16 protein-coding genes are annotated in these 16,870 nt (G+C 41.6%); 6 read left to right on the top strand and 10 right to left on the bottom strand.

What is annotated here, in order from left to right:
• Positions 1-88: 88 nt before the first annotated feature.
• A complete protein-coding gene (locus N693_RS0106545) occupies positions 89-1,075 on the top strand; it encodes a Gfo/Idh/MocA family protein (protein WP_025784003.1) in 987 nt (328 codons plus the stop codon).
• A 62-nt stretch (positions 1,076-1,137) separates the two neighbouring features.
• Here the strand turns inward: N693_RS0106545 and N693_RS0106540 are convergent, their stop codons facing one another.
• The 4 genes from N693_RS0106540 to hxlA form a co-directional block, all read right to left on the bottom strand.
• Positions 1,138-1,950 carry a Cof-type HAD-IIB family hydrolase gene (locus tag N693_RS0106540; RefSeq protein WP_025784002.1) on the bottom strand — a complete coding sequence of 271 codons (813 nt, stop codon included), beginning with the start codon at positions 1,948-1,950 and terminating at the stop codon, positions 1,138-1,140.
• A 46-nt stretch (positions 1,951-1,996) separates the two neighbouring features.
• Complete coding sequence (locus tag N693_RS0106535) at positions 1,997-2,614, bottom strand: cyclase family protein (protein ID WP_025784001.1); 618 nt, start codon at positions 2,612-2,614, stop codon at positions 1,997-1,999.
• A 149-nt stretch (positions 2,615-2,763) separates the two neighbouring features.
• Positions 2,764-3,318, bottom strand: a complete 555-nt coding sequence (gene hxlB, locus N693_RS0106530; RefSeq protein ID WP_025784000.1) for a 6-phospho-3-hexuloisomerase — start codon at positions 3,316-3,318, stop codon at positions 2,764-2,766.
• Position 3,319: 1 nt separating this feature from the next.
• Positions 3,320-3,961 carry a 3-hexulose-6-phosphate synthase gene (gene hxlA, locus N693_RS0106525; protein WP_025783999.1) on the bottom strand — a complete coding sequence of 214 codons (642 nt, stop codon included), beginning with the start codon at positions 3,959-3,961 and terminating at the stop codon, positions 3,320-3,322.
• A 411-nt stretch (positions 3,962-4,372) separates the two neighbouring features.
• On the opposite strand from hxlA, the gene zwf reads away from it, so the two are divergent.
• From zwf to gndA, 3 genes are read left to right on the top strand one after another with little or no spacing between them, the layout of a single operon-like run.
• Entirely contained in the window at positions 4,373-5,875 is a 1,503-nt protein-coding gene (gene zwf, locus N693_RS0106520; RefSeq protein WP_025783998.1) for a glucose-6-phosphate dehydrogenase, read from the top strand.
• A 35-nt stretch (positions 5,876-5,910) separates the two neighbouring features.
• Positions 5,911-7,260: a glucose-6-phosphate isomerase gene (locus N693_RS0106515; RefSeq protein WP_025783997.1), complete on the top strand. Its 1,350-nt coding sequence runs from the start codon at positions 5,911-5,913 to the stop codon at positions 7,258-7,260.
• Positions 7,261-7,280: 20 nt separating this feature from the next.
• Entirely contained in the window at positions 7,281-8,696 is a 1,416-nt protein-coding gene (gene gndA / locus N693_RS0106510) for an NADP-dependent phosphogluconate dehydrogenase (RefSeq protein WP_025783996.1), read from the top strand.
• Positions 8,697-8,764: 68 nt separating this feature from the next.
• Here gndA and N693_RS0106505 read toward each other — a convergent pair whose 3' ends face one another.
• The 5 genes from N693_RS0106505 to N693_RS0106485 form a co-directional block, all read right to left on the bottom strand.
• Positions 8,765-10,126: an NAD(P)/FAD-dependent oxidoreductase gene (locus tag N693_RS0106505; protein ID WP_025783995.1), complete on the bottom strand. Its 1,362-nt coding sequence runs from the start codon at positions 10,124-10,126 to the stop codon at positions 8,765-8,767.
• 264 nt (positions 10,127-10,390) lie between these two features.
• Entirely contained in the window at positions 10,391-11,779 is a 1,389-nt protein-coding gene (locus tag N693_RS0106500; RefSeq protein ID WP_025783994.1) for a DHA2 family efflux MFS transporter permease subunit, read from the bottom strand.
• A 5-nt stretch (positions 11,780-11,784) separates the two neighbouring features.
• The gene (locus N693_RS0106495; protein WP_025783993.1) at positions 11,785-12,345 is read right to left on the bottom strand and encodes a TetR/AcrR family transcriptional regulator; all 561 of its coding nucleotides are present in this window, start codon (positions 12,343-12,345) and stop codon (positions 11,785-11,787) included.
• Between the two features lie 161 nt (positions 12,346-12,506).
• Positions 12,507-13,100 (bottom strand): NADPH-dependent FMN reductase, encoded by a 594-nt coding sequence (locus tag N693_RS0106490; RefSeq protein ID WP_025783992.1) that lies wholly within the window; start codon positions 13,098-13,100, stop codon positions 12,507-12,509.
• A gap of 43 nt (positions 13,101-13,143) precedes the next feature.
• Complete coding sequence (locus tag N693_RS0106485; protein ID WP_025783991.1) at positions 13,144-13,995, bottom strand: VOC family protein; 852 nt, start codon at positions 13,993-13,995, stop codon at positions 13,144-13,146.
• Between the two features lie 195 nt (positions 13,996-14,190).
• On the opposite strand from N693_RS0106485, the gene N693_RS0106480 reads away from it, so the two are divergent.
• A complete protein-coding gene (locus N693_RS0106480; protein WP_025783990.1) occupies positions 14,191-14,529 on the top strand; it encodes a helix-turn-helix domain-containing protein in 339 nt (112 codons plus the stop codon).
• A gap of 623 nt (positions 14,530-15,152) precedes the next feature.
• Here the strand turns inward: N693_RS0106480 and N693_RS0106475 are convergent.
• On the bottom strand, positions 15,153-15,749 hold the full coding sequence (locus N693_RS0106475; RefSeq protein WP_253271160.1) for a kinase: 597 nt from the start codon (positions 15,747-15,749) through the stop codon (positions 15,153-15,155).
• Between the two features lie 238 nt (positions 15,750-15,987).
• Between N693_RS0106475 and N693_RS0106470 the strand changes: the two genes are divergently transcribed.
• Entirely contained in the window at positions 15,988-16,761 is a 774-nt protein-coding gene (locus N693_RS0106470) for a transglutaminase-like domain-containing protein (RefSeq protein ID WP_025783988.1), read from the top strand.
• Positions 16,762-16,870: the final 109 nt, after the last annotated feature.

Raw genomic sequence — 16,870 nt, 5'->3', positions numbered from 1 at the left:
GGAACTATCCCCGTTCGTAAATTCTATTGTTCGCATAAGGAATTCTTGGAAACGACGGGATATCATGAATTAAAACAGAGGTGAAACGATGGTTAGAATCGGCTTAGTCGGCACGAACTGGATTACAGAAAGATTGTTGGATGGCGCAGCACATGTGGATAAACTCAACATCTCAGCTGTTTACTCTAGAACAAGTGAACGCGCAGAAGAGTTTGCAAGTAATCATGGAATTCCCCATCAGTTTACGAATCTTGAGGAAATGGCTAGTAGTGACAAAATTGATGCGGTATACATCGCTACCCCGAACTCTTTTCACGCAGAACAAGCCATTCTCTTCTTACAAAATGGCAAACATGTATTATGCGAGAAACCTCTCGCAGCCAATTCTAATGAAGTTCAACGGATGTTTGAAACTGCGAAGAAGCATAACGTCCTCTTAATGGAGGCTATGAAGTCTACACTCCTTCCAAATTTCAAAGTGATCCAAGATAACCTTCATAAGCTTGGACCGATTCGAAAATACTTTGCAAGCTTCTGTCAATATTCATCTCGATATGATCAATATAAACAAGGCATCGTGTTAAATGCGTTCAATCCGAAATTTGCGAATGGTGCATTGATGGACCTAGGAGTCTACTGTTTATATCCTTTGATCGCTCTGTTCGGTGAACCCCTTGAGGTAAAAGCGACGGGCACGCTCCTGGAATCCGGTGTAGATAGTTCAGGGAGTGTTACGTTGAAATACGAGGACAAAGACGCGGTGTTGATGTACTCCAAAGTTTCAAATTCCACATTACCATGGGAGATCCAAGGGGAAAAAGGTACGATGTTGATTACGAAAGTGTCTTCTCCAGAACACGTTGAAATCCAATATAACGATGGCAGTATCGAAGTGCTCACTGCACAGATGGTTTACCCATCGATGTACTACGAATTGCGAGAGTTTGTGGATTTGATCGAACAAGGTAAAATCGAGTCGAACGTGAACACTTATTTCAATTCGTATACGACCATGAAAGTGGCAGATGCCATTCGGAAAGATATCGGTTTGGAATTCCCAAGTGATCTAAATTAACACAAACAAGGCTTGGACTATCTGTTCGTATAGTCCAAGCCTTGTCGTATGAATACTGACATTTATTTAGTTTTCGTTGCAGGTTCCAACACAAATTTTTCAAGTGCATGGAGCACTCCCTCGTCATTGTTTGTCTTGGTAATGTAATCAGCGACATTTTTCAATGCCTCAACCCCATTTCCCATGACCACACCTAAACCGGCTGTCGTAATGAGCTCAAAATCATTATGGTTATCGCCGATTCCGATTATTTCAGACTGTTGGATTCCAAGTTGCTCGGCTAAGTAAAGCAACGCTTTTCCTTTATTCGCTTCAGGGTTTGTGACCTCCAAATAATGAGGTTTCGATTTTGCAATATGTGCGTCTGAACCGAACTCCCCGTGCAGTTCAATTTGCAAGCGATCCAAATACATCGGTTCTCCAATAAACAAAACTTTCGAGAATCCCCTTTTTGCAAGACTGCTCAATTCATCCACGACGGTATAGGGCACGTTGCTTTCTCTAGCATAGTACTGGATCTCTTCATTATCTTCAGCTACGTAAACGATATCGTCTTGGTACACTTGTACGTGCACCTGATGCTCCTGCGCAAACTCAATGAGCCTTTCTGAGATTTCCGGTCGTACTGGCCGTTCGAACCAAACCTTTGTCTCTTCAACATCTTTGATAATTGCCCCCTGATACGTAATAAGCGGGACATTCAAGTTCAACTGTTGGGCAAACTTTTTTGCTGATGGAAACATACGACCCGTTGCGAGTGTTACGACTACGCCATTTTCAATTGCTTGTTGAATCGCAGCAACTGTGTTTGGCGTAATCTCCAATTGATCGGTCAATAATGTTCCATCGAGGTCAATTGCTATTAATTTATACATAAAGCTTCTCCTTTACTGCTTAACGAATCGCTCGGGTGGCAGGTTTTTATTGAAGTCCTTCAAACAACAACACCCTTGCTGGTGACGCGTCCGTTCCGACTAATTTAAGAGGAGCTGCAACCATGAAGTATTCGCCCTGTTCCACTTCTTTCAAACGAAGTCCTTCGATGATAATGATGTCATTTGCAAATAATGTTTTGTGTGTGGGATGTCCTTCCTGACTTCTTTCCACACCAAGTGCATCGATGCCGATACCACGAATACCGATTTGTGCTAGATACTCTGCACCGTCTGCAGCAAGAAAAACAAAGTCAAAGTCAAATTCTTCTACAAAGGAGTTTTTGGTTTTCAATAAAACAAAATCGTTCTTCTGAAGGTTGAATCCTTCTAAGTCTGTTTTAGAAACTCCGGACTCGACAGTTGTTACATCGATGACTTTACATTGTCCAACAAGATTCGTTAACGGAAGTGTTTCAAAAGTATCCCCTTCTACCACCATATGAAGAGGTGCGTCAATGTGGGTACCGGTATGCACATCCAGTTCCAAGCGCGTTTCTGTCACATAACCATTTGTCACCCGTTTCAATTCAGGCTGCTTTTCTGGCTTGTTTTTATAGACCGTCATTCCTTCGTAAATTGAACTTGTCACGTCGTACATTTTCATAATTATCAACCACCCATTCTGTAGTAGGTTCTATTCAATCTCTACCGTCATCCTTGCACATTCGATATCGCCCTGTCTAGAGGTAGCACCTTTTCGGATAAAAAAAGCCTGAGTCACCATAATAACTGGACTCAGGTTATTCAATACTTCTATTCTAAATTCGCATGACGACCGTACATGATGTCTGAGTGTGAGTCACTTTTCTCCATCACACTTAAAATGAGGGCATCGTAAAACAAGAGTAGAGACTGTTCGAACAAGGAGCCCATCGGTTGAATAGATTTTCCACTTCCGCTATGTGCCTTCGCTTGTGCAGGGATTTCGATTGTAAGATCCGCCAACTTTCCAATAGTGGAAGTCGGGTTCGTTGTGATGGATGCAATTGTCGCACCAATGTTTTTTGCTTTCGCTGTCATGGAGACTAAACTTCCTGTTTCGCCTGAACCAGAGCCTACAATGAAAAGGTCATCCGCTTCCAAGTTAGGCGTCACGGTTTCGCCTACCACATACGCTTCAAGGCCGATGTGCATCATACGCATCACAAAAGCTTTGGCCATAAAACCAGAACGTCCTCCACCAGCCACAAAAATCTTTTTCGCATTAAGAATGGCGTCAACTAAGTTTTCAGCGTCAGCGTCTTTCATAAGTGACAAAGTGTGTTTCAGTTCATCCAATATTTCCTGTGTATAGGCAGTTACGATCATATTACACGAACGCGCCTTGTTGGATCATCTGTTTGATTTGTTGCGCTGCTGCTTTCTTATCTTCCTTGCCAGTAATTCCACCACCTACAATAACGAGATCCGGTTGAGCTTTAATCACTTCTGGAAGTGTTTCTAGCTTAATACCACCAGCGATTGCTGTTTTCGCATTTTTAACAACACTTTTAATGGTACGGAGGTCTGCAAATGAATCTTTTCCTTCTGCTTGGAGATCATATCCGGTGTGAACACAAATGTAATCTGCACCCAACTGATCGAGCTCAACAGCACGTGTTTTAATATCTTTTACTGCGATCATATCGACCAGGATCTGCTTGCCAAGTTTTTTAGCTTCTTCGACAGCGCCGCGAATGGACGAGTCTTCTGCTTGAGCAAGAATGGTAACAATATCCGCTCCTGCTGCAGATGCGTTCCCTACTTCATATCCTGCTGCGTCCATGATTTTCACATCTGCAAGAACGTCCAAGTTAGGAAATGCCGCTTTTACTTCTTTCACTGCAGCGAGTCCTTCCTTGTTGATGACGGGAGTTCCAATTTCGACGATATCGATAAATTCCCCAACTTCTTTCACTACTTCAATTGCTCCTGGGATATCCACAAGGTCTAATGCTAATTGTAATTTCATATATTCATTCTCCTTTTATGTGTTTTTTCAGTGCTCACTCAGTGTAAATCCAGAGATATCTTTTGAGAAGTACGCACTTTAAAATCACATACTGACAAGGAGTATACTGTCAGTCCGTATTTATGTAGATGGATTCCTTTCACCTTCATATAGTGAAAAAACTTTGGATTTGCATTTTATAACTAAGATTATCGTTATTTTTTCAACAAAGATATATGACAAGTTCACGCAAAAACCTGCAAATTATAGCGTTGTTTCTGTTCAGAGTATCCAGCATTGTTCACAGTATACTTTTTTATACTATTTGTTTTTAAACTGCGTACTTACATTTCTCACGCGGTACTCTTATACTAGGTACTGTTGCACTTATAATTAACGGAATTACTATTTCACCCATTGGAGGGGAAACCTATGCAATTCAATAATTTCTCTTCACAAACAGAGGAGCACAGTGATCGAAACACGCAAGGAATGACAGTTGTTTTGTTTGGCGCAACAGGTGATTTGGCCAAGCGCAAGCTATTCCCTGCATTATATAATTTGTATGTCGAAAACAAAATGCCAAAAGCTTTTTCGGTTATTGGACTCGGTCGTACCCCTTACACCGATGATGTTTTTCAGACAAAGGTGGAGCAATCGCTATGGACATACTCAAGAGGAACCGTTGAAGAAGAAGGTTTACAACAATTCTTATCCTCCTTTCGATACTGTGCATTCGACGCAACAGAAACAGCGTCTTATGAAAAGTTGAACGGACTCATTGAACAACGTGAACTTGAATTGAACCTTCCGGAAAACCGTCTCTTCTATTTGTCCGTTGCTCCAAGTCTAATCGAAATAATTACTGCCAATCTCACGACAAGTGGGCTCTGTCAAACATCAGGTTGGAAGCGTCTCATAGTGGAGAAACCATTCGGCAGCGATTTGGCAACTGCTCGCCAACTGAATGAAAAGTTGTCAACAGCGTTTAGTGAAGACGAGATCTATAGAATAGACCATTACCTTGGCAAACCGATGGTTCAAAGTTTGGAAACACTGATCCTCGTCAATCCTGTTTTGGATTCGTTATTCAATCACCAGCTGATTTCAAACGTTCAAATAACAGCGAGTGAAACCGTAGGTGTAGAGACACGGGCTCCTTATTACGACAAGGCTGGCGCGATTCGCGATATGGTTCAAAATCATATGTTACAGCTCGTAATGATGACGGCGCTCCATCTTCCGACAAAAGCCCAACCCGAAGAAATTCGTACGAAAAAGATGGAAATCATGCAAGCACTTCGACCGATCCAACAAGAAGACTTGCAAGACAATCTCATTCGTGCTCAATATGGTAAAGGGGATATTTCCGGAATCGACGTCCCTGCCTACCGAGAAGAATCCGGTGTCCCTCATTCTTCCATGAATGATACGTATATTGCTGCACGCTTGTTTATCGACAACGAGTTCTGGAAGGGTATTCCTTTTTATATTCGAACAGGTAAACGGTTGGACAAAAAATCGACTCGTATTGTGTTTGAATTCAAGGAGCGTCCGTCAGATATAGAAAATTATCATCCTGAAGGTCTTGCTCCAAATCTGTTGATTCTTGAAATCAGTCCAAATGAAAGTATTTCGTTACAAGTGAACATGAAGGACCCTTCTACAAATCGATTCAAACCTTCTACGATTACGTTCACCACGAATTCAAGTAATCAGCCAGAAGCTTATGAACTTCTTTTACATGACGCCATGCTTGGCAACGCAACGTTTTTTGCCAATTGGAAGGAAGTCGAGTTATCTTGGCAATGGATTCAGCCTTTATTGGAAGCATTTGAAGAAAATCGATTACCATTAGTTTCATATGCAGCTGGCTCAACGGGACCTAAGGAAGCAAAACAGTTACTTGCCAATGATCATGTTACGTGGTGGTAATCAGACCGCCTTTCACATAAAAGGAGATACAATACATGTCAGTTACATTTGAATATACAAACGCAATGTCCTTCATGAAAAGTACGGAAATGGATAACTTCAGTGCATTTGTAAAGCAAGCACATAACCAAATCCACGGTCAACGTGGTCCTGGATCGGATTATCTCGGATGGGTGAATTGGCCCGTCAGTTACGACAAAGAAGAGTTTGAACGGGTGAAAACGGCCGCTTCACGAATTCAACAGCAATCGGATGCACTGATCGTTATCGGAATCGGCGGTTCGTATCTAGGATCGAAAGCTGCGATTGAAGCACTCTCCCATACATTCCATAACCAGATAGACGGAAATACGGAAGTGTACTTCGCAGGACAAAATATTAGTTCCATTTACATCGAACACCTTCTTCAAGTGTTGGATGGGAAGGATATTTCCATCAATGTGATTTCCAAGTCAGGGACAACTACTGAGCCTGCCTTGGCGTTCCGTATTTTCCGTGAGTTCATGGAGAAAAAGTACGGTGAGGAAGAAGCACGAAAGAGAATTTACGTGACGACGGACAAAACAGAAGGTGCCCTTCGCAAACTTGCATCTGAGGAAGGATACGAAACATTCGTCATCCCAGCAGACATTGGAGGTCGTTATTCGGTTTTAACACCTGTAGGACTATTGCCAATCGCTGTTGCAGGTCTTGATATTGACCAAATGATGGCGGGTGCTGAAGCGGCTTATCACAAATACAATGATCCGAACCTCGCATCAAACGGGAGTTATCAATATGCTGCAGTTCGAAATATATTCAATAGCAAAGGAAAATCCATTGAGCTATTAGTGACCTACGAACCTGGTCTACATTTTGTAGCAGAATGGTGGAAACAACTTTTCGGGGAAAGTGAAGGTAAAGACGTAAAAGGTCTCTTCCCTGCCTCGGTTAACTTCACGACGGACTTACATTCTATGGGTCAATACGTTCAAGAAGGACGGCGGTTGTTCATCGAAACAGCGTTGCAAATAAAGAAATCCCCCGTTGAGCGAACGATTCAAAATGACCTCAATAATATTGATGGATTGAACTTCTTAACAGGCAAAACGATGGATGAAGTGAACAAAAAGGCTGCACTCGGTACGACACTCGCACATATCGATGGAGATGTACCGAATTTGCTAATCGAGCTAGACGAGTTAAATGAATATACGTTTGGTGAGCTTGTCTATTTCTTTGAAAAAGCTTGTGCAATCAGCGGAACGCTACTTGGTGTGAATCCATTTGACCAACCAGGTGTTGAGGCATACAAAAAGAATATGTTTGCGCTCCTTGGTAAAGAAGGATACGACGAAGAACGAAAACAATTGGAAGAACGCTTAGCAGAGATTACAAACTACTAAAACTAGGACGGAGGATGGCTATGAGCAATCAGCAAATCGGTGTTATCGGACTTGGGGTCATGGGGTTGAACTTGGCCTTGAACATGGAGAGTAAGGGATTCCCTGTTGCGGTCTATGACTACTGGACAGACCGCACAGATGAATTCATCGCAAATGAAGCTCAAGGAAAAAACATCATAGGGGCGTCCACTCTTGATGAGTTTGTTAGGTCCATTGCAACACCACGTAAGATCTTGATGATGGTTAAAGCCGGAGAGACTACGGATTCCGTCATCCAATCACTCCTTCCTCACCTCGAGTCAGGCGATATTTTAATCGATGGAGGCAACACATTCTTTGAAGATACGAATCGGCGTACAGCCGAGTTAAAAGCATCCGGTATCCATTTCATTGGAACAGGTGTCTCCGGTGGCGAAGAAGGCGCGCGGTTCGGTCCTTCACTCATGCCAGGAGGACCGAAGGAAGCATATGACCAAGTAAAACCGATTCTTGATGCCATTTCTGCGAAAGTGGATGGCACGCCATGTAGTGCCCATATGGGTCCTGAAGGGGCTGGGCATTATGTAAAAATGGTCCATAACGGCATCGAATATGGCGATATGCAATTGATTTCTGAAGCGTACTTCATCATGAAACATGCTCTGGATATGACGCCTAAAGAGCTACATGACACATTTGCAGAGTGGAACACAGGTGAACTGAATAGTTACCTAATTGAGATCACTTCTGAAATTTTCGGAAAAATAGACGAAGAGACGGGTAATCCCCTACTCGATCAAATTTTGGATAAAGCTGGTCAAAAAGGTACGGGGAAGTGGACAAGTCAAAACGCATTGGATCTAGGAATCTCACTTCCAATCGTAACGGAGTCCGTCTTTGCACGGTTCATCTCTTCTATAAAAGAAGAGCGTGTCGCTGCGAGTCAATTACTAACAGGGCCTGAAGTAGAATCGTTTACAGGAGATCGTAATGCGATGATCGAAGCAATTCGTAAAGCATTGTATATGAGTAAAATCTGTTCGTATGCTCAAGGTTTCGCTCAAATGCGTGCTGCGTCTGAACAATATGGGTGGGACATTCCATATGGAGAGGTCGCGATGATCTTCCGTGGGGGCTGCATCATCCGTGCGCAGTTCCTCCAAAACATTAAAGACGCATTCGATCAGAATCCAGAGTTGCCGAACCTATTGGTAGACCCTTATTTCACGAAAATTGTTGGCGACTATCAGTCAGCACTTCGTGAAGTACTCGTCCTTGCGATTCAACAAGGAATTCCAACTCCCGCATTCTCTAGCGCTCTTGCTTATTATGATAGTTATCGTACAGCGACACTACCAGCTAATCTAATCCAGGCACAGCGCGATTATTTTGGAGCACATACGTATGAACGTATCGACAAGGATGGATCATTCCATACGGATTGGTCGAAGAAATAACGTGAACTATAGGTAAAACCCCGCTCATCCACTGGATGGCGGGGTTTTCATTTGCAAGGATAACTCGCTTATTTAACTTCATTCAACATGGAACCAATATCGGATGCTCCTGTAGGGTAAGCAAAAATCGTCTTCTTCATTTCTTCAAAAGTTAACTCTAGACGAATCGCTGTGGAGAAATGATTGATGAGATCATCAGCATTGTCGCCTAAAAAATGCGCACCCAGAACGGTTCCTTTCTCAGCGTCCGTTATGAGCTTGAATGCAGCTGCTTGCTCGTTCGTCCGTTTAAACGTAAACCAATCTGTCATTTCCTGATACGTCACTTTAGTTTTTTGATTAGACTTTTTAGCTTCCTCTTCTGTCATACCGACGGAACCGATTTTTGGGACCGTGAACGCAACAGACGGCACAACTGGATAGACAATTGGCGTATGGTTGCCATGAAGTAAGTTTTGGATGACTGCAGCTGAATCCCTTGAAGAAATGGGAGTCAATGGGGGCGCTGAAGTTTCGGCTGAGTCCCCTGCTGCATAAACATTGGGGTTGCTGACACTTTGCAGGTATTCATTGACCTGAACGCCACCTTTTTCACCAAGGTCCACATGTCCTTTTTCAGGATCAACATCGAGTGCAGGCGCGCGCCCCAATCCATGGACAACTAAATCGCCTGTAAAGGTTTGCTTTGCACCGTCTTTTTCAGCCGTTACCGTATACGTTTTTCCGTTCTTTTCTATAGATTCGACACGCGTATTCAGATGGATTTTAATGCCGACCTGTCCAGAGCGTTTTACAAGAAGATCGACTAAATCCGAATCGAATTGTTCCAGTGGCCGTTCTCCACCATGGATGACTTCAACTTCCGCACCGACACGTGCAGCGAGATGCGCAAATTCCATTGAAATGTAGCCTCCTCCTGCAAAGATGATCTTCTTCGGCAATTCTTCAATGTCGAGAAAGTCATCGCTGTGAATCATCAAGTCCTCACCATCTAGTCCTAATTTTACTGGCTGTGCACCTGTTGCAATGACGATTTTCTTCCCAGTAATCACATCATCGCCTACTCGGATTTGCGTATTGGATTCGAACTTCGCCTCTCCATGAAAACTATCAATCCCGAGCTCCTTAAATTTATTTTCGGTGTTTTCAGGAATCGGCTCCGTGAACGTTTTCTTAAAAGCCATCAAGTCTTTCCAATCGATACGTGCATCTCCCGAGAGTCCTTTTCCTTCCATTCTCTCCTTCCAATCGATCCATTCCGCTGCGGCTACCAACACTTTTTTCGGGTCACACCCCCGTTGAGGACATGTACCACCATATGTACGTCTATCAATAATGGCCACAGTCCAACCCGCTTTTTTACAAGCTTGAGCAGTACTAGAACCTGCTGTTCCTGTACCGATTACAATCAAATCATAGTTTTTCTTCAAACTGGGTTTCCTCCTTTTCCTTGCATTCGTAAACAATGGCTGTCCAGGCTACTTAGCCAGCATATATTGAGGGCTGGTATCCACCTTCGACCAAAAAGTTAACGTTACACAAGTGAGTGATACTACTTAATTTACCCAGGTTTAAGTGTTCTAATCTTATTTGATTATCAGTCTATGAAAGATGATTGACGCAATAAAAGCTGATTCCGCCTATTTAGCAGAGCCAGCTTTTATAAACCATCCAATTCGTTCACTGTACAAGGATTATTGTGTTTTCTTCAAGAAGAGAGACAGTACAACATTAATGAAAGCCAGTACTAAACTGAACGTGAATACCATAGAAGTACCTGCCGCTGTAGCTGCCATCATTGTAGCTCCCTCCGCTAAAGCTACTCCTTGTTTAGCAGTTAGGATTGAAATCATAATAGCAATACCGACAGCTCCCGATACTTGCTGCGATGTCTGGGTAACAGCAATGCCATCTGGATAGAGCCGTTTCGGCAATGCATTCAGTGTATTCGTCTGAACGGCTCCTATGGTCATTCCTACGCCAAGCATCATCACTATATGTGTAACAACCATCATCCACAAAGCGGTTTCTGTTCCATACTGTGTATAGAGGGCATATCCCACCACAACAAGCAGGGTTCCTGGTGTAATGATTGCGCGTGGACCAAACCGATCAAATAACCGTCCAATTGGAGGAGCAAGAATACAATTCAGCAGACTGCCTGGAAGCAAAACCAGTCCAGTTGCAAAGGCTGAAACGATGAGCGCAACTTGCATGTATATGGGCAAAACAACGAGCATAGAAAGCATACTGAAGAATGTAATGCTATTCATTGTGAATCCCAATACAAATTGCGGGTGTTTGAAAACGTGTAAGTTAAGCATAGGTGACTCGAGCTTCGTCTGTCGGACAACGAATAAGAAGAGCGCAACGAGTCCAAGGACGATTGTTCCGATTACCTGTATACTTCCCCATCCATAGTCACCGCTACTACTAAATCCGTACACTAGCCCCCCGAAACCAAGTGTAGACAGTATGACGGATAGACTGTCGATTCGGGTGTTTCGTACTTCATTTAAATTCGGGATGAAAATGTATCCGAATAGTAAAGAGAACACTAAGAATGGCAACGTAACCCCAAAAATCCAATGCCACGAGAGAGTGTCTAGAATTAGTCCAGCAACGGTCGGCCCGAGTGTTGGTCCAGCAAGAATTACAAGACCCATAATCCCCATGGCGCCCCCGCGTTCGTTCGGTGGATAAATTGTAAAAATCACATTTTGCGTTAGCGGTAATACGATTGCAAGGCCCGCCGCCTGAATGACACGTGCGATGATCAGCACACTGAAGACAGGCGCCATTGCCGCAGTAATGGTTCCGATAATCGACAAAGTCAGAGATGCGATGAACAACTGACGTGTCGTAAACTTTTGCATCAGATTCCCTGTTATCGGAACAAGAATTCCGAGCGTTAAGAAATAACCTGTAGCAAGCCATTGAATTGCGGTCGTACTAACTTGAAAAATGTGGCTAAGTTCACCTAACGCGATGTTTAAAGCAGTTTCACTGAACAACCCAACAAAACCCGCCGTGAACAATGCCAACATGATAAATCCTCTTTTAATTTCTCGTTCCTTCACCATACTTATTAAAACTCCTTCATCAATTCAGGTATGACGTTCGATATCGTTTGTAAAGGGATAGAAGAGTTTTGCGCACGACACAAGAGCAATCCACCTTCTATGGATGCGGTCAAGAACAAAGACACTGAGGACGCCCGATCACATGAAAAGCCATCTTCAATTAATTTTGCATAGAAAATAGACTCAATTTTTTCATATAGTGCTCTGCAAGCATCACGAGCGGATTCACTTAGAAGAGACATTTCACTAACAATGCTACTAAACGTATAGCCAGCGATCGTACCGTCCCGATCCAAATCCTTTATCATCTCACCAATGACAGCGCGGGCTGCAATTTCTGTAGATGGAGCACTGTTAAATAGCAGTTCAATATCTCTCGTTAGCGTCTCGTTCAGCGATTGCAAACACGCGATGAGTAACTCTTCCTTCCCTCCAGGAAAATGGTGATAGAGTGCTCCCTTCGTAATCCCACATGCTTGCAGCAGCTCGTTCAGTCCCACAGCTTTGTAGCCTCTCTGCTGAAAAAGCTTTGTCGCCGTTTCAATCATCCGTGTTTTCGTATCCACGTTCCTCTTCCTTCCTTCGGCATACCAACCGGTCTGTTTTACTATAGCAGAACTTACACGAAGGGTGTAAGTGTTTTTTTTAAGAAGAACACACAAAAAAGCTCTAAGCAAAATGCTCAGAGCTTTACTAAACTATTTTCATTTTTTTGGACTTAACGCTGTTATCTAAGTGTTTTTAATGCTCCGCTCCAAGCATTGACTTGGTCAAGCATCAAATTCACATTATCCAAATGTAAATCTTGTGGCTTCAATACCGATCCGTTTTCAAAATCAGTAAAGAGTGAAAGTGTTGGGTGAGTACGAACATCTGCAATCATTAGTTCTCCCATAATACCTCGTAAATGTTCTGCTGCTCGAGCGCCACCTGTTGAACCATAACTCACAATCCCAGCAGCTTTGTTATTCCAAGCTTCGCGCGCAAGATCCAATGCATTTTTCAGCGCTCCTGAAATACTATGATTGTATTCTGCTACAACGAATACAAAACCATCTAAGCTTGCAAGTTTCTCATTCCAAGCCGCAATTCCGGGCTCAGTTCCGTCAGTTGTTCCCATGAACGGCAACTGGAATTCTGCGATATCGATAATTTCATAATTAGCGTCTCCACGTTTGTCTGCAATTCCTTTTAACCATTCCCCTACTTGTGGGCTAACCCGTCCTTCACGTGTACTTCCTAAAATAATTCCGATATTCATTGTATTCATTTTGACTTCCTCCTTGGATTGTTTAGTAAAAATTTTTGTAAAAAAACTCATTTAACTGACACCAACCTATTCGTTCTTTTGTAAGACGACCTACTTATACATCTAAAAGGATTCGATTTCCTGATGGATCGGATGTGACATAGTGATGGTCTTCTTCTATAACATTTCCGCCAATCAGATTAATATTTTCAATGACTTGTATACGCGTATCTTCATCAGGCAAAACGAGTGTAAATGATTGAAGACCTACACTATTTTGAGACGGTCGCGGTGCTCCTTGCCCATTCCAAATGTTGACTCCTATATGGTGATGGTACTTTCCTGAAGAGAGGAACAATGCCTGCTTACCGAAACGGTTGACGACATCAAGTCCCAAACCCTTCACATAGAACTCTTCGGTCTTCACCAATTCAGAAACATGTAAATGGATGTGCCCCATCACCGTTCCCTTTGGCATTCCTCTCCATGCCGAGTCAGAGCTTGAAATTGCCAGCAGATTTTCAAAATCAAGAGGGTCTACGGTCATAGCTACTTCTTCCTCTTGCCAAATCCATTCTGCAGGAGACCGGTCGATATAGATTTCAATCCCGTTTCCATCTAGGTCATTGAGATACAGCGCTTCACTGACAAGGTGATCGGAAGATGCTAGTGGAATACCTTGTTTGGATAAATGAATCACTAGATTTGCTAGATCGGTTCTCTCCGGTAATAAAATAGCAAAATGATACAACCCCGTAGTTTTACCTTGCTTGGGTACAACATTTTCCGGTTGCTCCAATGACAATATGCTAGTCTTCCCGTCTGTTGTCAGCTTCACCGACGAAGTCGTTTGCTCTAGAATATCAAAACCAAGGATGTCTTGGTAGAAGGATACCGACCGCTTCAGGTTTTCTACTTTAATTTGGACATGACCAACAAATGTCGTAGGTTTCTTATGGAAACTCATCACAATCCTCCTCTCCTTGTTGTTTTAGAACTATTTGAATGTCACTGCAAGCAATGCATCACTGTTCATTTTATAAGTTACTTACCTTATGTAACTTACTATATATAATAAATCTTATATCGTCAAGTACTTTCATTTCATTTTGTAAATATGCTGTTTCCTATGGTATACTATATGGAAAGAGGTGTATATCCCATGAAACAATCAACGATTTGTCCAAAATTCGAAAAAGCAATCTCACTTCTTAGTCAAAGATGGACGGGGTTGGTAATTTATCAACTATTATCAGGAACACAACGGTTTAGTGAAATTCAGTCAGCTGTTGGAATTAGCGGAAAAGTCTTGTCGGATCGTTTGAAGGATCTCGAAGTCCAAGGTGTTGTTAAACGAGAAGTATTCCCTGAAACTCCAGTGATCATTGAATACTCCTTAACCGAAAAAGGACACTCCTTGGAACCTGTACTAAAAGAAATCGAAAACTGGTCACACGTCTGGGTATCGTCAGAAGATGACGGGTCCTGCGATCTTGATTAAAACTGACAAAGAGAACTTGCTACTACATGGCCGGTTCTCTTTTTTATGAAAAGATCACTTTACACTTTATTGCTCAATTTATTCATTTACCTCTACTCCACTTCCCCCCCATATGTCCTTCTGTCCAAGAAGACATCATATAGTATTCTGCCCTATACAGCTTGTGGCAAAAAAAGAGAACTAAGATTGCATTCGGTAGTTGCAATCCCAGTTCTCCTAGGTTTTATAAAATATATTATCTTTAAAGTCGTGTTCCTTCTTAATTCGTTCCTTTAAAATTCTTCTATTCAGGTGCTGCCACTAGCGTCGCATTAAATTAAGACTTTTAACCCAAGCATCATGATTTACCCCACCCCATCGCATGGGCTTTCGTCAGTCAAACTGTTACGGTAAGCTCTCACTCCTATTAGCCGAACCTTTCTACCACGCTTATCCTGAATAAGCAGCGTGCTACTCGACAATGGGGGGTAGCCTTTGCGTTAACTCCTATCTTTAGCGAAATTGTGTGACCACATTTCATTTAAATGAGGAAGGTTTCGCACCAAGAAAAGCCCCCGATTTCAGCAGAGTATAAAATATGTTTGTAATTTAAATCTATGGCAAACGGTCGATTGTAAAGTTTATTAGACGTTTATTACTAAATCTGCAATACTCGCGGGATTAACTGTGTTAATGTAATGTTTTTCGCCTAGCCAGTATCTTTCAGTATACTTTTTTAATCTTACTTGGAAATCTCCAATGTAAGAATCTCGATTTAATACCCTTTTCTGTCTTAGTTCAAAAGGACAATCTATAAAAGCAATAAAATCAAAGAAATTCTTCCATTCTTTCCTTTGTAGAAATATACCTTCAATAAGAACAATGCTGTTTGCTAATACATCAATCCGTTTCGTGGAAATTGAATCAGTAGATTTATCATAAAACGGTAAAAGTATATGATGTGAATTATTCAGGGGCTCTAGTAAGTTGGTTACTATTCCGTCAATATCCCATTGCAAGTAATAGTATTCGTACCATTCTTCGTGCCCAGTTTGATAACGTTTGTTCTTCTCAACAATGTGGTCATCAAGATGAAACGTAGTAACCTTATAATTAGACCCTCTTAATTCTTGCTCAACGTTCTGTGAAAAGGTAGTTTTACCTGCCCCTCCTAATCCATCCACCCCCACTACTAAAGCTCGATTTTTATTAGAACGATTAAGAAATTGATAATTCAACATTTCTACTGTCTCTTTTATACACATTTAATTCATTCCTTTTATTCGAAAATGGCACGATTACTGAAAAGGGTGCAGATTTCTTATACAAGAATCGCACCCGATTGCACAATGAGATTGGTATTACAATTATTTACGAATAGGACTTCAACACAGCCTAGTATCTTGCTCTAACCGCAAATATATCCAGAAAATAATGAATTATGTTAATATCTATATAATAAAAGAAGGGGGGCTTTATATGAATTTTAACATAGCAATATCAAATCTAATAAATTCCAGAATAATTGGTGCAAAAGAGGAAGATGAAAAAATAAAACGAATATTTTCCTGGATAAATGATGAATTTGAATGGGTCGAAACTGACTATATGGAAAGAACAGTGGAAGAAATTTTAATACGTAAGGCTGGGAACTGTGCAGAACAGGCAAAGGTAGTTGAAAAGGTTTTAAACCATATAGGAATAAAAACCCGTTGGATTTTGGAAATAAACTCCCATCCGGAAAGTACAGAAAGACAAAACTTTTCTAAAAATCTTATTGAAAAGCATGGGGATTTCTATTCCATTTTTGGATGGAACCATAATGACCATAGATGGATTGAGTATTACAACCAAAATCTTAAAGAATGGATTCCCATAGATACCTCATTTGGTGTACTTGGTATGAATCATTGGTTAGAAACGAGATTAAGTTTTTCTTCAGAATCTATACCAACTTCTCAACAGATAATACCTTTTTGTATCGTTGCATTAGATATAGATTCAAGTAGTACTATTTCGAAGGTGTTAACAGATTTTTATCTCGTTGAACAATTCGATAAGTATTATAATGGGTTACTAAGTCAATCAACAGAGTGGGAAGAGTGGAAGGTTTTGGTTAAACACCTTACCAATTTAGGTATATCCACTTACAACAGTCAAAATAACCTCCACAGACACCAAGATACTATAAAACAGTTTACAAACCTTTATTGCAGGTTAAGACAAGAAGTTTTAAAAAACTCCTATATTTAATATTAATTTTTCTAAGCGGACTAAAGGAGAAACCATTGTCGAAGACAGTAGTATAAGGATTTCTCCTTTTTTTCAAGAAGAGTTCTTTATTTTAAAAGAGACTTAATCC

The organism is Sporosarcina sp. D27 (assembly GCF_000586555.1).
Classification (GTDB): Bacteria; Bacillota; Bacilli; order Bacillales_A; family Planococcaceae; genus Sporosarcina.
Note: the sequence above shows the minus strand (reverse complement) of the source record. Positions and strands in the feature narration are given on the sequence as shown.

Coding starts and splice junctions, on each gene's coding strand:
- N693_RS0106480 (WP_025783990.1), top strand. CDS start 14,191: ATGAAACAATCAACGATTTGTCCAAAATTCGAAAAAGCAATCTCACTT.
- gndA (WP_025783996.1), top strand. CDS start 7,281: ATGAGCAATCAGCAAATCGGTGTTATCGGACTTGGGGTCATGGGGTTG.
- N693_RS0106540 (WP_025784002.1), bottom strand. CDS start 1,950: ATGTATAAATTAATAGCAATTGACCTCGATGGAACATTATTGACCGAT.
- N693_RS0106485 (WP_025783991.1), bottom strand. CDS start 13,995: ATGAGTTTCCATAAGAAACCTACGACATTTGTTGGTCATGTCCAAATT.
- N693_RS0106545 (WP_025784003.1), top strand. CDS start 89: ATGGTTAGAATCGGCTTAGTCGGCACGAACTGGATTACAGAAAGATTG.
- N693_RS0106470 (WP_025783988.1), top strand. CDS start 15,988: ATGAATTTTAACATAGCAATATCAAATCTAATAAATTCCAGAATAATT.
- N693_RS0106490 (WP_025783992.1), bottom strand. CDS start 13,100: ATGAGTTTTTTTACAAAAATTTTTACTAAACAATCCAAGGAGGAAGTC.
- N693_RS0106475 (WP_253271160.1), bottom strand. CDS start 15,749: ATGTTGAATTATCAATTTCTTAATCGTTCTAATAAAAATCGAGCTTTA.
- N693_RS0106500 (WP_025783994.1), bottom strand. CDS start 11,779: ATGGTGAAGGAACGAGAAATTAAAAGAGGATTTATCATGTTGGCATTG.
- hxlB (WP_025784000.1), bottom strand. CDS start 3,318: ATGATCGTAACTGCCTATACACAGGAAATATTGGATGAACTGAAACAC.
- N693_RS0106535 (WP_025784001.1), bottom strand. CDS start 2,614: ATGAAAATGTACGACGTGACAAGTTCAATTTACGAAGGAATGACGGTC.
- hxlA (WP_025783999.1), bottom strand. CDS start 3,961: ATGAAATTACAATTAGCATTAGACCTTGTGGATATCCCAGGAGCAATT.
- N693_RS0106515 (WP_025783997.1), top strand. CDS start 5,911: ATGTCAGTTACATTTGAATATACAAACGCAATGTCCTTCATGAAAAGT.
- zwf (WP_025783998.1), top strand. CDS start 4,373: ATGCAATTCAATAATTTCTCTTCACAAACAGAGGAGCACAGTGATCGA.